This window comes from Otoolea muris (genome assembly GCF_943193115.1).
Taxonomy (GTDB): Bacteria; Bacillota; Clostridia; order Lachnospirales; family Lachnospiraceae; genus Otoolea; species Otoolea muris.
This window is the reverse complement of the sequence record NZ_CALPCY010000023.1, coordinates 32,282-49,509: the sequence shown is the minus strand read 5'-3', so window position 1 is coordinate 49,509 and position 17,228 is coordinate 32,282. Positions and strand designations below refer to the sequence as shown.

The window sequence follows — 17,228 nt, the reverse complement described above, 5'->3', positions numbered from 1 at the left end:
TGTGAAAGGCGCGGGATTACTACTCTTCCCTTCATCGTCTTTGCTGGTAATCAGTTTATCAACTTTTGAATATAGTATTGCATTTTTTGAGGTTTGTCAAGCGTTTTTTTACCTGAAAATCAGCTAATATATCGATAGGTTCACAGAACGGCTGCTTTTAAGCCGTTCCGTGAATCGTAACATATTCATACACAATACATTCATACGCCCGCAAAATCCCCCGCTGATGCCCGTCATAGTTCCCAATCAGGCATCTGGCCTCCCGCGGCACGATTTCCTCGTCAAGGCGCTGCTCTTTATCGCTGAAATTGCTGAATACCCAGATCCAGCCTTCTTTGCTGTTTCTTGTATACAGATACAGCGCCTCGCTGTCTTTGTCCAAATCCTCATACCCGCCCTCGCAGACGATCGGATCCTCCCGCAGGATCCGGATCAGGCGTTTGTAGTAATGTAAGACCGAATCCGGATCCGCTGCCTGCGCCCTGGCATTGAGCCATGTATAATTCTCATTCACGCCAATCCAGGGCCTGGCGCGGCTAAAGCCCGCGAAAGGGCCGTCGTCCCACTGCATGGGGGTTCTGGCATTGTCGCGGCTAGACTTTTTCAGATAGCGCATCATATCCGCATGGCTTACGAGCTTTTTCTGGCTGACAAGCTCCTCATAGGCGCCCAGGCTCTCAATGTCGCGGTAATCGGACAGGCTTTCAAAGCCCGCGTTTGTCATGCCCAGCTCTTCGCCCTGATAGAGGTAGGGCGTCCCCTGAAGGAAATAGAGCGCGGTCGCGAGCATCTTGGCCGATTTATTCCAGAACAGCCGCGAGGACGTATCGCCGAACCGGGAGACAGCCCTTGGCTGATCGTGATTATTCCAGAACAGGGAATTCCAGGCCGCGCCGTAAAGGCCCTTCTGCCATTTCCCCAGCACCCGTTTCACATCGGAAAGGCGGTAGCGGGTATCGTTCCATTTTCCGCTCTCTCCCCCGTCCACATCCATGAGCTCAAACTGAAATACCATGTCAAGCTCGCTCTGATCCGCGGCGGCGTACCGTTTAGCCTCGCTGATGGTCACCGCCGGCGTCTCCCCCACGGTCATCACATCGTATCCGGCCAGCGCGCGCCGCCTCATCTCCCGCAGATATTCATGGATGCGCGGCCCGTTGGCGCATACAGAATGCCCGCGGATCGCGCTGTCGCGCAAAAACGCCCCGGGATCCTTGGAAATGAGGCTGATCACATCCATCCTAAACCCATCGATCCCCAGATCCAGCCACCAGCGCATCATCCGGAAGATCTCCTCCCGCACCGGCTCGTGATCCCAGTTCAGATCCGGCTGCTTTCTGCCAAACAGATGAAGGTAATACTGGCCGGCCGCGCTGTCATACTGCCACGCAGAGCCGGAAAAGCTGCTGCTCCAGTTGTTGGGAGGCGTCATCTCCCCGTCCGCCGCCTCCTTCCCGTCCCGCCAGATGTAATAATCCCGGTACGGATTTTCGGCGCTTTTCCTGCTCTCTAAAAACCAGGCGTGTTCATCCGAGGTGTGGTTCACCACCAGATCCATGACAATCCGCAATCCTCTTTCATGCGCACATGTAAGAAGCGTTTTGAAATCCTCCATAGTCCCAAAAAGATCCATGATGGAATAATAGTCAGAAATATCATAGCCGTTGTCATCGCCCGGCGATTCATAGATGGGGGTCAGCCACAAGACATCCACTCCCAGATCCTTTAAGTAGTCAAGCTTTTCGGTCACGCCCGCAAGATCCCCGATCCCGTCTCCATTGCTGTCAAAAAAGCTCCTGACATAGATTTCATAGACCACGCTTCGCTTCCACCACGGTATATTTCCCATATTGAATGATTCCTTTCATTTTTCTTTTGACTTATTTCAAGTTAAAGCTCTCATTCGCCCGCAAGATCCGCTCCTTTATGGTGTCAAACAAAACCGGCTTATATCCAATCCGTTCCACACACGCGCAAAAGCTCCTGGCCGAGCAGCCGCGGTACGCGGGATTGCGGTGCACATGGCCGAACAGATTCGCATACGGAGCCGCCATCGTCACATAAAGCGGCTCATGTGAAAGCAGATAGAATCCATCCAGGACCACCGGAAGCGGATATGCCTCCTCAAAGCCCGCCTCCATCCATTCCCGGGCCGTCATCCACTGATCGTGGTTTCCCATAACCAGGATCTTCCTGCCGTTTAAGCCTGCCAAAAGAGCGGACGCCCTCTCCCTGTCCGCGCCGCCCGCAAAATCCCCCAGATGGTATACCGTATCCCCGGCCCCGACTGCCCGGTTCCAGTTTTCACAAAGAACGCGATCCATCTCCTCCACGTCCGCAAACGGCCGTTCCTCATAGCGGAGAATACCGCCTCTGTCTCCGAAATGCGTATCTGCAACCACAAATCGCCGTCCCATCGCCTTTCCCTCCTTTATACCGGATCATTATAACATGCCGCCGCTGTTTTTTCCAGTCAGGAACTGTCAAAACGCAGATTGTAGAATCACAAAACATATGTTATGATAGAAGCAGGATGTGTTTGAAACATGCTTAAGAAAGGCGGTTTTTCCCATGATGATCAGCTTTGATCTTGATATGACGCTCTTAGACCACGCAACCGGGCGTATCCCGGAAAGCGCTCTCAAAACCATAGAACAGCTCCGCAAAAAACATAAAATCATCCTGGCCACCGGGCGCGATATGGATAATTATTTCAGCGTCCCATACCGGGATATCGTCTCGCCGGATGCCATCATCCATATGAACGGCACAAAAATCACAGTGGGAGGAAGGCTGATTTATGAACACCGTTTTGATCCGGCGCTGCTTAAAGAACTTCTGTCCTTCTGCGAGCAGAAGGGATATGGGATCGGCATGACACGGGGAGATGAGGACTACTACATCCATCCGGAGATCATTGAGGCCAGCGACAAGCGCTTCTGGGGGAGCTGCGGACGCCGGTTCCAGGATCCCTGGAGGATGCTTGACATGCCGATCCGCACCCTGGCCTTTATCGGGAGCGAGGAGGAGGTCCGGCGGGTCAACGCGCGTTTTCCTCAGTTAAAAATGCCTCTGTTTGCCGGCAGGCAGGGCGCGGATGTCATGGAGGCAGGCTGTTCCAAGGCGGACGGGCTGCGCCGTCTGGCCCGCTGGTTTGGGGAAAAAGAGGATCTCTCCGATACGGTTGCGTTTGGCGACAGCATGAACGATCTGGAGGTCGTAAAAGAAGCCGGAACCGGCGTGGCGATGGGCAACGCGGCCAAAGAGCTCAAGGAAATCGCCGACTATGTCGCCCCTCCTGTCTCAGAAGACGGAATATACCGGGCCTGTCTGCATTTAGGGCTGATTGACGCATAGGAAGCGCGGCGCGATCGTCGTACCATCCAGACGGCCAGGAAGTGGCGCTGCCTGCAGGCAGCAGCCCGGAAGACAGATGGTGGTAAAAAAACGGCAGGGTTTGTGAATCGTAACAGGGCAGGCGTTATGTCCGCTGCAGGACAGACCGCCGCCCGCCGGGCGGCGGCAGATGGCGGCTCTACTCCTCCTCTGACTCCAGTCGATCCAGAATCTCGATCAGCCCTTCCGGCGTCATGTCACGCTCATCAAGGAGCTCCGCAATCTGCTTTAACTCCTCTTCTCTCTTTTCCTTTAAAAGCTGCTTCTCTCTGGCCTTCAGCTCTTTTAGCTGCGTCTCCAGGGCCTCTATCATTCCTGATACTTCTTCCAGCTTCTCGCTGCATGTTTTTCTCTTTCCTCTCGGCATGGGTTTGTCTCCTTTCTCTTCCAGCTTTTCCCAAAAGGGTATCATACGGCGGCCAGCGCAGTAAATACTACTGTCTGAGCCCCTGCCGGACTGAACACAGTAATACGCTTCGCGCCTGGCGGCATGTATACGGCAGCCAGTATATGCGCAGATCTGTCTGAGCTATTAGATTATATGCCATAATTTAGGAAATTATGCATATGTTGTATGTTTTCCGTTCTTCTCCTGTTACGATTCTGCCCCGGCCCGAGGCGGCAAAAGGAGGAGCCAGACGGCCGGCGGCCATCTGGCTTATTATGAAAAAAATATTAATATTTGTGAATGTCACCCCTAAAATTTCATCTCTGCCGTTCGTGATTATAGTATATCCTAAAATTATGGCCGTATTTTGTAGAAAATGTGAACATTTTTTGAACTATCGGACAGGAAAAAAGGGGTTCGCGGCCCGCATGCTACTTTGACAGCGGACTTCCTTATGCGCGCCTGTGCATGTAAAAGCGGCGGGAAAATCCCGCCGCCATGTTCTGTTTAATTGCAGCCGCAATCCGTATTGCTGGCCGGAGCGACTCCGCTGTTTGCACAGGCGTCAAAGCCGTCGCGGTAGCCGACCGCATATCCGTCGTTAAAGCCGTTGCGGTAAGCCCAGCTACAGGGATGGTTCGAGCCGCAGCCGCAGCCCGTATTGCAGCCGCATGTGCAGTTATTGTTCGAACCGCAGCCACAGTTATTATTGGAACCGCAGCCTGTGTTGCAGCCGCATGTGCAGTTATTATTGCCGGAACCTGAAACGGATCCACAGCAGTTATTGGTATTACAGCAGCAGTTTACTCTGCATCTGCACCCGCAGGCAACTCCATTATTTCTGCAGCAACATCTATTAAATAAACAACACATATTGAAATCTCCTTGTTTTCTTTATCTTTATAATATATGGTATGTACAGGAGGACAATATGTGACAGCCTGCCAGAAGATCATTTTCTGTAACCGTACAGATAACCCTGAACTAATGGCATTTAGCGAAGTGAACGGTTACCATTTCTTCCTCTTTTTCCCGCCCGCTCCTTTGGGAGCCTTATCCCGGCGGAAGGCCGGGCTTTTAAAAACTCTCCAGTGCAGGATCAGGGTGAACATCACAACCGCCAGCAGAAACCAGTCCCCGTAATAACCGCCCACATGAAAGGAGATGCCGAACAGGCACAGGGTATCAATGGCAAACAGCCATTTTTCCACAGCGTACACTTTCTGCAGATCGTAATCAGCCGGATCGATCGAGCCGGAAATAAAGATCAGAAAATCCTTCTGACAGAATAAATCAATCGTCTCGGCCAGTCCCAGACAGCCGGTGACAAAAAAAAGAGTATCCATCCAAAGCTCCTTTACAACACCCGTACAGCATCGCATAAATAGCCGCGCCCTGAAGCTTATGTGAAACATCATTCCCGCCTCAGGGCGCGGCGCATCCATACCTGCATTAAAATCTCTTCCACGTCTCCCTGTTAAACAGAAGAAGCATGGGGAATATCTCCAGCCTCCCGGCCAGCATGTCAAAGATCAGCACGCCCTTGGAAAAGTTGCTGAACAGGCCGAAATTCTGCGTGGGGCCCACCAGCTCCAGTCCCGGGCCGATGTTGTTAAACGTCGCGGCCACCGCCGTAAAATTCGTGATCAGATCCCGCTCATCAACCGCGATCAGGAACACAGATATGGCGAACAGAAGAATATACGCTACCATATATACGTTCACGGAACGTATCATATCCTCGTCCAAAACCTTACCGTCCATCTTAATCTTGATCACCGCATTGGGGTGCAGGAGGTGGCTGAGCTCCATCTTCATGGATTTAAACAGCACAATAAACCGTGAAACCTTAATGCCGCCTCCTGTACTGCCGGCGCAGGCGCCGATAAACATCAGGAGAACGAGAACTGTCCTTGAAGCCTGCGGCCACAGGTTGAAGTCAACGGTGCCATACCCGGTGGTCGTAATGATCGAACCCACCTGGAACGCCGCATGATGAAGCGCCTCGCCCGCGGAGCGGTAAAGGCTCATCGTATCAATCGTGATGATCCCGATCGCGGCCGCAATCACGAGCAGATAACAGCGCACCTCCTCGCTTTTCAGCCCTGCCCTGATTTTTCCAATCAGAAACAGGAAATAGACGTTAAAATTAACGCCGAACAGGATCATAAATACCGTCACCACATTCTGCTGGAAAGCGGAATATTCGCCCAGACTGGTATTTCTGATCGCAAAACCGCCCGTTCCGGCTGTCCCAAAGGTTATGGTAATGGCGTCAAACAGCGGCATCCCGCCAAACAGCAGAATTACACACTCAAGCACTGTCATTCCCAGATAAATGCTGTACAGAAGCTTTGCCGTGGTCTGCACCTTGGGGACCAGCTTGCTGACCGACGGCCCCGGGCTCTCCGCCTTCATCAGGTTCATATGGGTTCCGCCGGCTAGGGGAAGGAGGCTTAGAATGAAGACCAGCACGCCCATACCCCCAATCCAGTGGGTAAAGCTGCGCCAGAAAAGATGGCATTTCGGCAGGGCCTCGACATCGTTTAGTATGCTGGCCCCTGTTGTCGTAAAGCCGGAGACAGTCTCAAACAAAGCGTCCATGGGATTTAAGATATGGCCGCTTAAAAGAAACGGCACGGCTCCCATCACACTCAAGACCACCCAGCTCAAGGACACGGTCACAAACCCCTCCGCCGTGTAAAAGATCTGGTTCTTCGGCTTTTTCAACACAAGCGGGATCCCCATCAGAAGGCACAGCGCCATCGTGAGCAGATAGCAGCCCGCCGGTTCCTTGTAGATCAGCGCCACAATGCAGGGAAGGATCATAAATACCGCTTCAAAATTCAGGATCCAGCCCATAATATAGAATATAACAGAATAATTCATGGCTCGCTCCTTACTTTCTCAGAATATCGCGTATATCATGAAGCCCCTTCTGGCTCGTCACTACAATCACGGTGTCGCCCTTGAGGATACAGTCCTGGCCGCGGGGGATATGGATCTGCCCGCCCCGGTTGATACAGCCGATCAGCAGGTTGCTCTTTAAACGGATATTCATCAGCGGGACGCCCGTCACCTCCGAATCCTCCCGGATCCGGAACTCCAGGGCCTCCGCCCTGCCCTCCAGGATATGGTACAGCGTCTCCACATTGCTGCCGATCGTATTCTGCATGGCGCGCACATACTGGAGAATGTAATCGGCCGTGATGAATTTCGGATAGACCACGCTCCCCAGATCCAGCTTTCCGATCAGCTCGTCAAAGGCAATCCGGTTGACCTTTGTCACAAGCTTTGCCCCCGAAACCTCCTTGGCAAACATGGCGAGGAACAGGTTCTCCTCGTCCAGGCTCGTCAGGGTGACAAAGGATTCCGCGCTCTGCAGCCCCTCTTCCACCAAAAGCCGCCGGTCCGTCCCGTCGCCGTTGATGATCAGCGTGTCCTCGAGAAGCTCGCTCAACGCCTCGCAGCGCTTTTTGTCCTTCTCCACGATCTTGACACGGATATGCATCGAGGAGAGCTGCTTTGCCAGATAGTAGGCAATCGTGCCTCCTCCCACAATCAGCGTATTTTTCACCTGGTTTGTCTGAATGCCGATCTTTCTGAAAAATTCCGCCGAATTCCTGGGAGAAGCAATGATTGACACCACATCCCCGTCCTTCAACACAAATTTACCGTCCGGGATCGCCACCTCGTCCCCGCGCTCCACGCCGCTGATCAGCACGTCGCAGCGGAGCTGGCTGTCCACATCCATCACGGACAGCCCGTCGAGGCGGAATTCCGGCCGTATCTTGAATTTCAGGAGCTCTACCCTGCCCTTGGCAAAGCGGTCAATCTTGATCGCAGACGGAAAGCGCAGGATCCTGGAAATCTCGCCGGCGGCCGCCATCTCCGGGTTGATGATCATGGAAATTCCGAGCTGCTCCTTGATAAAGTTAATCTCATTATTATACACCGGGTTCCTCACCCTGGCGATCGTGTGGCAGCGCCCCGCCTTTCTCGCGATCAGGCAGCACAGAAGGTTCATCTCGTCCGAACCGGTAACGGCAATCAGGATGTCCGCTGTCTCAATCCCCGCCTCCATCTGCGTGCTGATGCTCGCCCCGTTCCCCAAAAGCTTAATTGCGTCAATCTCCTCAGACAGGCTCTGCAGCCGCTCTGAGGAGGTGTCTACCATCACCACGTTGTGGTTTTCCTTCACCAGCTGATCGGCCAGGGTAAGCCCCACCTTGCCGCAGCCGATAATGATTATCTCCATGTCTGTCCTCCGTGTCTGTTTGTATATCCTGTGTATTTGCGGGGTTTAAAGCCCGTTCGCATAGATTAAGCACATTATACCACCTTATTTATAAAATTCAAACAGAAACTTAGGATTTTCGGATTTTGCCATTACGGCCAGCGCAGACAGATCTGCGCGGCTATTTCTTTACATCAGCGACGACAAAACCGAAGCCTTTGACACGATCCCCACCAGGCTTCCGTCGTTCTCCAGCACGGCAATCGGATATTTGGCCTCCGCCGCCACCGGAAGGATATCGCTGATCACCGTATCCGCCGCCGTGGTCGCCACATCGGTGACGTAGACCTCCTTTAAGGATTTCCTCTCCTTCCTGGCCCGGATGGCGGCTTCCACGTTGACGATCCCTAAAAATTTCATATGGCGGTCCACCACATAGGCGGACGATACCCCGCCGTTCTTCATCTCACGCAGGGCGTAATCCGGCGAATCCGTCTCGCGCACGACGCAGGGCGTGAGCATGACGTGGCGGGCGCAGAGCACCTTGGTCTTGTCTGCGCTGTCGATGAATTCCCGCACGTAGTCATCCGCCGGGCTGGCGCTCATCTCCTCCGGCGTGCCGACCTGGATTAGGCGCCCGTCCCGCATGATGGCCACCGTATCGCCCAGCTTAAAGGCTTCATTGATGTCATGCGTGATAAATACCACCGTCTTTTCCAGCTTTCTCTGCAGGGATAAAAGCTCAAACTGCATATCCTTGCGCACCAGGGGATCCAGGGCCGAAAACGGCTCATCCATGAGAAGGACCTCCGGATCGTTCGCCAGGGCCCTGGCGATGCCCACCCGCTGGCGCATGCCGCCGGAAAGACTTGCGATCGAGGCGTGCTCATAGCCCTTTAAGCCCACCATGTCAAGCATCTCCATGGCCTTCCGCTCCCGCTCAACCCTCGCAAGCCCCTTGATCTCAAGGCCGTAGACCACATTCCCCAGCACGTCCCGGTGGCTCATGAGGCCAAAGCTCTGGAACACCATGGAAATCTTATCTCTCCTGTATTCATTGAGATCCTTTTTGCCAAAGGTGTCAATGGCGCTGTCCTCAAAGAGAATCTGGCCCGCTGTGGGGCGGTTCAGCATGTTCAGCGTCCGGATCACCGTGGATTTCCCGGAACCGGACAGGCCGATGATCACAAAAACCTCTCCCCGCTTTACCTTAAAGCTGACATCCCAGAGCGCCACCGTCACGCCCGTCTCGCGCAGAACCTCCTCTTTGGAGCGGCCCTCCTTCATCATCCGCGACGCCTCCGTGCGGTTCGCCGCGCCGTAAAGCTTTGTCAGATGATTGACCTGTATAATATAATCATTTTTATAGCCTGCCGCCTTATTTTCTGCCATCCGCCTGTTCCTCCTTTCTCCCGTTGTGGAACCAGCCCTGCGTCAGGCGGTCCATCAGGATCGCCACAATCACCACAGCCGCGCCGGCCAGAAGCCCGCGCCCGATCTCGATCCGGTTGACACTTATCAAAACCTCCATCCCAAGCCCTGACGCACCGATCATAGAACACGTCACTACCATGGCCATGGCCATCATCAGCGTCTGGTTGACGCCCGTCAGGATCGTCGGCAGCGCCTGGGGGATCTGCACCTTAAAGAGGCACTGCATCTTCGTTGAGCCAAAGGAGCGCGCCGCCTCCACCACCTCCGGATCCACCTGCCGGATCCCATGGCTTGTCAGCCGGATAACCGGGACAATGGCGTAGATCGTGGTTGCAATCACAGCCGGAGCCTTGCCGAGACCGAAAAACAGCACGGCGGGGATCAGGTATACAAACACCGGCATGGTCTGCATCGTGTCCAGGATGGGGCGCACAACCACATTCGCTTTCTCGCTCCCGGATACGAGGATGCCGGCCGGAAGGCCGATCAGCAGGGAAATCACCACTGAGGCCAGCACAATTGAGAGCGTTTCATACATCAGGCTCCAGAGCCCGATTAAGCCCACGATAAACAGCATCGCGCCGTACAGAATGCCCACGCGCACACGGCCGCTCAGCCTCCAGCCTCCAAATCCTGCAAGGGCGATGAAAAGCCACCAGGGAATCAGGCGCAGCACCGTCCCAATCAGGCCGATCAGGCCGTTTAAGACGCCCCGTATCCCGCCAAACACCGGGGAAAACCGCGCCGCAAATGCCTTCACCGAGGCGTCGAATGCCTCCACGTCAATCGGCAGCTCGAACGGGAAATCAAAGAAGTAATTTTTCGTCTCTTCCTGAAGCCCCAGGGCTCCCATCACCTTCTGCGCCTCCTCCTTTGGCAGCCACTCAAGAATTAAATCACTGTGCTCAGACAGGAACCATTTTGCCGTCTCCTCGTAGCTGGCCCCGGTCTCCTGCATATGGGCCAGCGCCTCCGACGTCAGGGCGCTGCTCGTCTCATACCGTTCCAGAAACTCACAGATCTCCGGCTCTCTGGCATAAAACTGATTGCTGACGCCGATCGTCACATCCACGGACGGGCAGGCGGTCCGCCCTTCCCGGTACGCGTCCGCGTCCTCATAGGGCGCATCCTCCAAAAGGACCAGATCATACTTTCCGGTCAGCCAGGTCGGCTCCCAGTAATACCCCACGATCGGCTCCCCCTTCTCATAGGCGGAGGTAAAGGCCGCCGAAAGCGCGGAGTCCGAGCCCGGCTGGAAATACTGGTACATGGCGTCAAGGCCGTTGTACTGAACCTTTTTCAGCATGATATCATTGATCTCCCATCCGGGAATCGCGCCGTAGATGCGCCCCATGCCCGGCTTCTCGTCATCCGGGAAAATGTCCGCATACCGCTTCAAGTCCTGCACGGTCTTCAAATCCGGCGCCAGAGGCGCTATCCCGCGCTCAGCATCCCCCTCGATCACATAGCGCGGCACGTAAAAGCCCTGGATATTATCCCCGAAATTTGTCCCCAGATCCCGGAACAGCCCGGCATCCCGATCCGCCTCGTAGGTTGATATATTGTCCGTCCACTCCTCCATGTTCACATCAATCTCGCCCTTTTTGAGCGCCTCGTGCATGATCGGCGTCGAGCCCGGCATCTCCTTCCACGAACAGCCGAACGCTGTTTCCGCCACCAGCCCGGCCACGGCGTTGTGAAATTTCACGCTGTCCCATCCGACATCGGCAAAAACAATCTCCCTCTTTCCCGCGCCGCACCCGGTCAGCGCCGCGCCGAACACGGCCGCCGCCGCAATCGCCATTGATATAATCTGAATCCTCTTCAATACAAATCGCCCTCCAATCTCTTCACCGCTATGGCATGATACACAATATAACGTTCATTCTCCCTTCCCAACATTTCTTTTTTGTAAATCCCTGTGTTTTTCTCTGAAAATGGCTGAAACCAGAAAAAGAAAAGAATACCGGAAATGTAAGACCGGACATAACACCTGCGCGGTTTCCCGCCAGGCTTCTGCCTGACAGAACAGGCTGTCTGAAAGTATGTAGTAATATAGAATATAGCGCCTGCCTGAATATAGTTTGATTATAATCTAATTTTCCTCAAAAATCAAGTAAATTTCGTCTGTGTGAGCAGTATGAGCAGTAGCTTTCATTGCGGGTAACCGTTCAGACAATCTGAACCAATGGCATTGTGTGTCGTGGGAGGGCCGCCAGTGTCAGATTCAAAATCCAGCGGAACCCTGCTGCCGCCGCATTTTCGGACGGTCAGCGCAGCGGAATGCGCAGATTTGTCTGAACGGTTACTTTTTATCAGGACTTCTTTTCCTTCAAAGGCAAAGCCGTATTTTCGGATGCGGTCGCCAGAGATTCCTCTGTTCTCTAAATCTGCCCGGTACTGTTGTTCTTCAATCTGTCTCAGCGCCGCATCCGCAGTCTCCGCCAGAGATTTCTGCGCGGACGGGTGAGCAGCGTCACGTCATCCCTGTTTTCCCACCACTGCCTGATAAAATCGGTTTTATCAGTGTAAAAGATATTCTCTGTAATCAGCTTCTCAAAGCTCTGAATCCCTATTCCTACGGTTCTTGCCATAGTCATATGTCCTCCAAACCTAAAATAACCGTATTTTTATCTATAATTATACATACTCTGCGAATAACACCCAAGAAGATTTCAAACGTTTCCATAATAATTATATCTGCTATAAAAGAATGGGACGAGTTAATCTGGCGTTCTTTGGCCAAATCAACTCATCCCGCGTTCTGAAATTCCCTGTCTTTTACGCAGTTTCATCTTTCCTCAAATTTCTCCCGCAGCTTAGAAAGGGCCTTCTTCTCAATCCTTGACACATACTCTCCTGTCAGGTTAGGGCTAAAAAATGTTTGAAAAATCTTTAAATTTCCAGTGAATCCGCAGGGAGCCATCCCGGCAGATACAGACCTGTTCCACAAAAGTCTCCACTATCTCTCTGGTCAGCGCCTCAAAAGGGGCAAACCGTCCCAGGCGCAGGGCAGTATCCATTTCCCCGGTATCTCCACACTTATCATCATATAACTTCTTCCTGCATTTTTCAATCTCTGCCAAAAGAATATTCCTCTGCTTTTCCAATGCCGCCTTTTCCCCTGCAAAGGCTTCCCGTGACAGCAGCCCGTCCTTGTATGCCTCATATTTCTCCCGCTTCCGGCCTGCCAGGCGATTCACTTCTGTTTCACATTTGATAAGGAGTTTCTCTGTTTCCTCTGTCTTGCTCTCTGACGCTTCTTCCATTTCCCTGTCAGCCACTGCTGCCGCCATCTTTCGGAGCATGGCCAGTATGGCCGTTTCAATCTGGCATTCTTCTATGGTCTGAGGGCAGCATCCAAATTCCTTTGCCATATTCTGAATCCCGCAGCGGTATGTTGCTCCTTTTCTTCCCCCGGACCGAACTCTTTTTACCCGTGATATGATGCGGTTGCAGCCGGCGCACCGGACCTTTCCCCTAAGCGACGCTTCTTTCTCCCGGTGACAGGCGCTGCGCTTCTTGATTCCCAGATTTACTCTCTCGAATACCTCGCGGGAGACAATCGCCTCGTGGGTGTCAGGAACGATCATCCATTGTTCTCTGGGCACGGCGCGGCCTTCCCTGCTCCCTACCGATATCGGTTTTACCTTTCCATATACCGTATCCCCCGCATACCGCTGATCCTGCAATATAGACAAGACAGACGCCGTTCTCCAGACGCTCTTCTCATTCACGGTTTTGCAGGGGAAATGCTCTCCCCTCTGCCGCCGCAGCATCAGCGGCGTCAGAATCCCCTCTCTGTTCAGGGTGCTGGCAATGTGCGCTTTCGGAATCCCTTCCAGAGCCATATGGAAAATCCTGCGAACCACGAAAGCCGCCTCCCTGTCAGGCGTCAGCTTCTGATCCGGAGATTTCAAATACCCATACGGCGCATATGAAGCGATACATTTCCCCCGCCTGGCTTTCATCTGCCGCACACTGATGATTTTTTCCGAAAGATCCTTGCTGTATAAATCATGCGCCAGGTTTTTAAACGCCACATCAAAAAACTCCCCGGAAAAATCAGAAACACCGCTGTCAAATCCGTCATTTACTGAAATAAACCGGATACCGAGGAAAGGAAACACCTGTTCCAGATAATTGCCAACTTCTATATAATTTCGTCCGAACCGTGAAAAATCCTTTACCATTATCACAGAAATCACGCCCGCCCTTACCTGATCAAACAGTTTCTGCACGCCCGGTCTTGCAAAATTGGTTCCGCTATATCCGTCGTCACAAAACTCAGCCATATAATAGTCCGCAAATTCCCTGTGGCTTCTCACATAATTCTTCAAGATGTCCCGTTGGGATGTAATGCTGTTACTTTCCCGAAATTCACGGCCATCCTCATCCGACAATCGCAAATACAATCCGATTCCATGTTTTTTCATGTCGCGCCGCCATTCTTTCCGGAGCCATCCAGAAAAGCAAGCGCCTTTTCATATTCATCTGTGAATGTAAAATGAATACTTACCGAATGTTCATTTAAGACTACCTTTTTCACCATCGCAGAACACATCTCTTTTGTCAGTTTCTCCGTGTCATGAAAACAGCTAACATCGCGGATCCCCGCTGCCGTCGTCCCTGGCATCCGGCTTTGTTCCTGCAGTTTTGCATTTGCAGCCTGTAACTGCCCGTTTAATTGTCCGCTGTCAGCCATATATCTGTCCCGTGTAATCGTATATTCCCCTTCTGTGAGAAGGCCGTCCTTAAAATCAGCGTAAAGGTCATTCCTTTTTCTCCGCAATTTCTGCTGTTTATCCTCCAGAATACGAATCTCCTCTTTCAAACTGCTGATATACCGACGTTTTTTTGCAGTTTCCAGTTTATCTCTTATTCGTTCCTTCCTATCCGTCAGGAGTTCCAACTGCTTTTTGCAGACCTGAAAAATGTAATTCTGCAGTTCTGCCTCATCAAACGCCTTTAAAGAACATCCCTTTGTTTTGAGATATTTATTGGAACAATAGAAGCTGTAGTGAACCAGCGAGCCATCTTTCCGGAAATAACCGCTGTCACGGCGGACACTGCCGCCGCATATCCCGCATTGAACCATTCCGCTTAACATATTTTCTGTTCTTTGCCTGCAGGATGTATTGGCTGCCTGCTGCGTTCTTTTCCTCCTGCTTTCGGAACGTAATCGTTGAACTCTCTCAAATGTTTCTCTGCCTATGATTGGTTCATGGGTATTTTCAATCAAATTCCATTCCGATTCCGGGATTACCTCGTTCTCCCGGCCCTTACAGAGAAGGCAGCTTCCTTTCCGCTCAACCATACAGCCAGTATAGCAGGGATTCTTAAGTATATCCGCAACCGCAGATCCGCGCCACAGGGCATGTTCTTTGCCGTCATGATGTCCCTCTGCAAAACGAATCTGAAGCTGTGTGGGAACTGCCATGTCATTCAGGCGATGGGCAATGGAAACCGGACCCATCCCTTCCGTCCGCCATTTAAACATCCTGCGGATAATCTCCGCTCTTTCGGTGTGCACACGCAGCTTATGGCGATCCTGTTCATCCCGCACGTAACCATAAGGCGGAATCTTTCCCATGAATTTTCCGGATTTCTTTTTTATGTCAATGGCTGAACTTACCTTCCGTGAAATATCTTTTGCATACGTATCATGCAGGATCGATTTTAAAGGAACCAGCAGCGTGTCGCTTCTTCCGCCATGAAGGCTGTCGAAATGATCGTTTACTGAAATAAAACGAATATCCAGATAAGGAAATATCTTTTCCAGATAATTGCCGGTTTCCAGATAGTTTCTTCCAAAACGTGATAAATCTTTCACAACAATGCAATTTATCGTTCCCTTTTTCACCTCTTCCATCATGTCCGAAAAGGCGGGTCTTTCAAAATTTGTACCTGTCTCTCCGTTATCAACAAACGTACGCGCTACTTTCAAATCCTGGCATGAGCTGATATAGTTCTCTATCATTTCTATCTGGCTCTCTATGGAATCACCCTGTATTCCATTATCCTCAATGGAAAGCCGTGCGTAGACTGCCGTGTGATAAAGCTTTCCTGGCCTGGGCTGCATGTGTTCTGTCTGCAAATTTTTTCTGCTTTTTCTTGCCATAAGCTCACCCCTCTTTCATTGCTTGCCGCACGATTTGAAACTCATCCTGGTATTGAAAGTGAACCTGAATATGTTCCGAATCCATCACTATGATTTCTTCCACTGTCATTGCCAGAAGACCGCGATCCAGTTCAGAAATCGTTCCTCTTTCTTTCAGCCGTTCTATCCAGGGACTGTGAAGCCTGCTTTCTTTTACAAGTGAACACACCTCCCTTTCCAGCGTTTCAATCGCTTTCTCCATCTGCCTGCAGGAACCCTCATAATCTTCCTTCATCTCAAGGTATTCCCTTTTTGTTAAAAGAGCCTCCTTATAATCTTCATATACGGAAATCTTTAATTTCTGATACCGCGTCAGTTCCTTTCGCCGTTCCTCGAGCTGTCTGCATCTTCTTTGCGCTTCCCGTTCCTGCAAAGGTAATTTTCCGATCATTTCCTTAAGTTCATCCATGGTAATGATAAGAAAAAGGTGTGTCCGGAGCATTTCCAGCACCGCCCTGCTCAAACCGTCTTCCCGTATCCGGTGGCTGCTGCATACAGACGTATCATTTTTATTGCTGGAACAGATATAATAGCAATATTCACCTTTAGCAGAGCGAATCTTTTTCCGGACCATATTTCCCCCGCAGCCGCCGCAGCGCAAAAATCCCGAAAACAGATGCAGCTTTGTTCCTCCGGGCGCTGTGCGTGTATCACGGAGCATCCGTTTTTGAACGATAGCAAAATCCTCTTTTGCAATAATGGCTTCATGGGTATGTTCCACCCGAATCCAGTCTTCCTTGCTGACCTTTATCCGCTTTTTCACTTTATAATTCAGGGTTTTCTCTTTTCCCTGAACCATAGCTCCTGTATAAATCTCATTTTTTAAGATGCGTTCCACTGCCATGGACGACCATTTTGCCTGGGGTTTCAGCTTAAATGATGTGGTATACCGCCAATGCAGCAGCATTTTATATTCCATAGGCGACGGTATCCCATGCTCATTCAGATAATCCGCAATTCTGCGGTTATTACAGCCCTTGATACGCATATCAAAAATGTCTCTGACCACTTCGGCAGCCACAGGATCGATCACCAGTTTTCCTTTTCGTTCCTGATCTCTGAAATAGCCATACACAGGAAAGCTTCCTGTATAATCCCCGCGCTTCTGCCGCACCTCTATCTGGCTTCTCACCTTGATGGAAATATCCCGGCTGTAGGAGTCGTTCATAAGGTTTTTGAAGGGCAGGAGCATATTGTCTGCCTGACTGTCCATATGCCCGCTGTCATAGTGGTCATTGATGGCAATAAACCGCACTCCCATAAAGGGAAAAATCTGCTGTATGTATCGTCCTGTCTCGATATAATTGCGGCCAAAGCGGGATAAATCCTTAACAATAATACAGTTGATTTTTCCCTGCTTTACATCCTCCAGCATGGAATTAAGCGCCGGCCGGTCAAAACCCACTCCACTGTATCCGTCGTCCACTTTCTCCTCACAGACCTGAATATCGCCTTTGTCTTCCAAAAATGAATAGATCAAATCTCTTTGATTGGACACGCTGTTACTCTCTTCCTTGTCCCCATCCTCTTTCGACAGGCGGATGTACAAAGCCGCCTGATATTTTTTATCGATATCTGAATGACCGGGCAAAACAAAAGACCTCCTAACATGT

At 51.6% G+C, this 17,228-nt stretch carries 13 protein-coding genes, 1 pseudogene and 1 other annotated feature (1 of these 15 cut by a window edge); of the genes and pseudogenes, 1 reads left to right on the top strand and 13 read right to left on the bottom strand.

Annotated elements, in window-relative coordinates:
• Window positions 1-44, bottom strand: a binding site (T-box leader) (it extends 212 nt beyond the left edge of the window).
• Between the two features lie 113 nt (window positions 45-157).
• Window positions 158-1,849, bottom strand: a complete 1,692-nt coding sequence (locus NFS31_RS14590; RefSeq protein WP_251496404.1) for an alpha-glucosidase — start codon at window positions 1,847-1,849, stop codon at window positions 158-160.
• Window positions 1,850-1,880: 31 nt separating this feature from the next.
• A complete protein-coding gene (locus tag NFS31_RS14585) occupies window positions 1,881-2,417 on the bottom strand; it encodes a metallophosphoesterase (RefSeq protein WP_251496402.1) in 537 nt (178 codons plus the stop codon).
• A gap of 157 nt (window positions 2,418-2,574) precedes the next feature.
• Here NFS31_RS14585 and NFS31_RS14580 point away from each other — a divergent pair, with 157 nt between their 5' ends.
• A complete protein-coding gene (locus tag NFS31_RS14580; protein ID WP_251496454.1) occupies window positions 2,575-3,357 on the top strand; it encodes an HAD family hydrolase in 783 nt (260 codons plus the stop codon).
• 178 nt (window positions 3,358-3,535) lie between these two features.
• Here NFS31_RS14580 and NFS31_RS14575 read toward each other — a convergent pair whose 3' ends face one another.
• The 11 genes and pseudogenes from NFS31_RS14575 to NFS31_RS14525 form a co-directional block, all read right to left on the bottom strand.
• Window positions 3,536-3,763, bottom strand: coding sequence for a VIT1/CCC1 transporter family protein (locus tag NFS31_RS14575; protein WP_251496400.1), 228 nt, complete (start codon window positions 3,761-3,763; stop codon window positions 3,536-3,538).
• A 528-nt stretch (window positions 3,764-4,291) separates the two neighbouring features.
• A complete protein-coding gene (locus NFS31_RS14570; RefSeq protein WP_251496398.1) occupies window positions 4,292-4,657 on the bottom strand; it encodes a hypothetical protein in 366 nt (121 codons plus the stop codon).
• 137 nt (window positions 4,658-4,794) lie between these two features.
• On the bottom strand, window positions 4,795-5,130 hold the full coding sequence (locus NFS31_RS14565) for a hypothetical protein (protein ID WP_251496396.1): 336 nt from the start codon (window positions 5,128-5,130) through the stop codon (window positions 4,795-4,797).
• 106 nt (window positions 5,131-5,236) lie between these two features.
• Window positions 5,237-6,673 carry a TrkH family potassium uptake protein gene (locus NFS31_RS14560; RefSeq protein ID WP_251496393.1) on the bottom strand — a complete coding sequence of 479 codons (1,437 nt, stop codon included), beginning with the start codon at window positions 6,671-6,673 and terminating at the stop codon, window positions 5,237-5,239.
• 10 nt (window positions 6,674-6,683) lie between these two features.
• Window positions 6,684-8,042: a Trk system potassium transporter TrkA gene (gene trkA / locus NFS31_RS14555; protein WP_251496390.1), complete on the bottom strand. Its 1,359-nt coding sequence runs from the start codon at window positions 8,040-8,042 to the stop codon at window positions 6,684-6,686.
• Between the two features lie 168 nt (window positions 8,043-8,210).
• Window positions 8,211-9,413, bottom strand: a complete 1,203-nt coding sequence (locus NFS31_RS14550; RefSeq protein ID WP_251496387.1) for a quaternary amine ABC transporter ATP-binding protein — start codon at window positions 9,411-9,413, stop codon at window positions 8,211-8,213.
• Window positions 9,400-11,283, bottom strand: a complete 1,884-nt coding sequence (locus tag NFS31_RS14545; RefSeq protein WP_251496384.1) for a glycine betaine ABC transporter substrate-binding protein — start codon at window positions 11,281-11,283, stop codon at window positions 9,400-9,402. Before NFS31_RS14545 ends, NFS31_RS14550 begins: the two co-directional genes overlap by 14 nt.
• A gap of 625 nt (window positions 11,284-11,908) precedes the next feature.
• A pseudogene (locus NFS31_RS14540) lies at window positions 11,909-12,049 on the bottom strand (AAA family ATPase); the annotation flags it as partial.
• Between the two features lie 279 nt (window positions 12,050-12,328).
• Window positions 12,329-13,891 (bottom strand): recombinase family protein, encoded by a 1,563-nt coding sequence (locus NFS31_RS14535; protein ID WP_251496381.1) that lies wholly within the window; start codon window positions 13,889-13,891, stop codon window positions 12,329-12,331.
• Window positions 13,888-15,576 carry a recombinase family protein gene (locus tag NFS31_RS14530; RefSeq protein ID WP_251496378.1) on the bottom strand — a complete coding sequence of 563 codons (1,689 nt, stop codon included), beginning with the start codon at window positions 15,574-15,576 and terminating at the stop codon, window positions 13,888-13,890. The genes NFS31_RS14535 and NFS31_RS14530 overlap by 4 nt, the downstream gene beginning before the upstream one ends.
• 4 nt (window positions 15,577-15,580) lie before the next feature.
• On the bottom strand, window positions 15,581-17,206 hold the full coding sequence (locus NFS31_RS14525; RefSeq protein WP_251496376.1) for a recombinase family protein: 1,626 nt from the start codon (window positions 17,204-17,206) through the stop codon (window positions 15,581-15,583).
• Between the last annotated feature and the right edge of the window lie 22 nt (window positions 17,207-17,228).

Excerpts from the sequence above, each read along its gene's own strand:
- NFS31_RS14590 (WP_251496404.1), bottom strand. The coding sequence starts at position 1,849 with ATGGGAAATATACCGTGGTGGAAGCGAAGCGTGGTCTATGAAATCTAT.
- NFS31_RS14585 (WP_251496402.1), bottom strand. The coding sequence starts at position 2,417 with ATGGGACGGCGATTTGTGGTTGCAGATACGCATTTCGGAGACAGAGGC.
- NFS31_RS14580 (WP_251496454.1), top strand. The coding sequence starts at position 2,575 with ATGATCAGCTTTGATCTTGATATGACGCTCTTAGACCACGCAACCGGG.
- NFS31_RS14575 (WP_251496400.1), bottom strand. The coding sequence starts at position 3,763 with ATGCCGAGAGGAAAGAGAAAAACATGCAGCGAGAAGCTGGAAGAAGTA.
- NFS31_RS14570 (WP_251496398.1), bottom strand. The coding sequence starts at position 4,657 with ATGTGTTGTTTATTTAATAGATGTTGCTGCAGAAATAATGGAGTTGCC.
- NFS31_RS14565 (WP_251496396.1), bottom strand. The coding sequence starts at position 5,130 with ATGGATACTCTTTTTTTTGTCACCGGCTGTCTGGGACTGGCCGAGACG.
- NFS31_RS14560 (WP_251496393.1), bottom strand. The coding sequence starts at position 6,673 with ATGAATTATTCTGTTATATTCTATATTATGGGCTGGATCCTGAATTTT.
- trkA (WP_251496390.1), bottom strand. The coding sequence starts at position 8,042 with ATGGAGATAATCATTATCGGCTGCGGCAAGGTGGGGCTTACCCTGGCC.
- NFS31_RS14550 (WP_251496387.1), bottom strand. The coding sequence starts at position 9,413 with ATGGCAGAAAATAAGGCGGCAGGCTATAAAAATGATTATATTATACAG.
- NFS31_RS14535 (WP_251496381.1), bottom strand. The coding sequence starts at position 13,891 with ATGAAAAAACATGGAATCGGATTGTATTTGCGATTGTCGGATGAGGAT.
- NFS31_RS14530 (WP_251496378.1), bottom strand. The coding sequence starts at position 15,576 with ATGGCAAGAAAAAGCAGAAAAAATTTGCAGACAGAACACATGCAGCCC.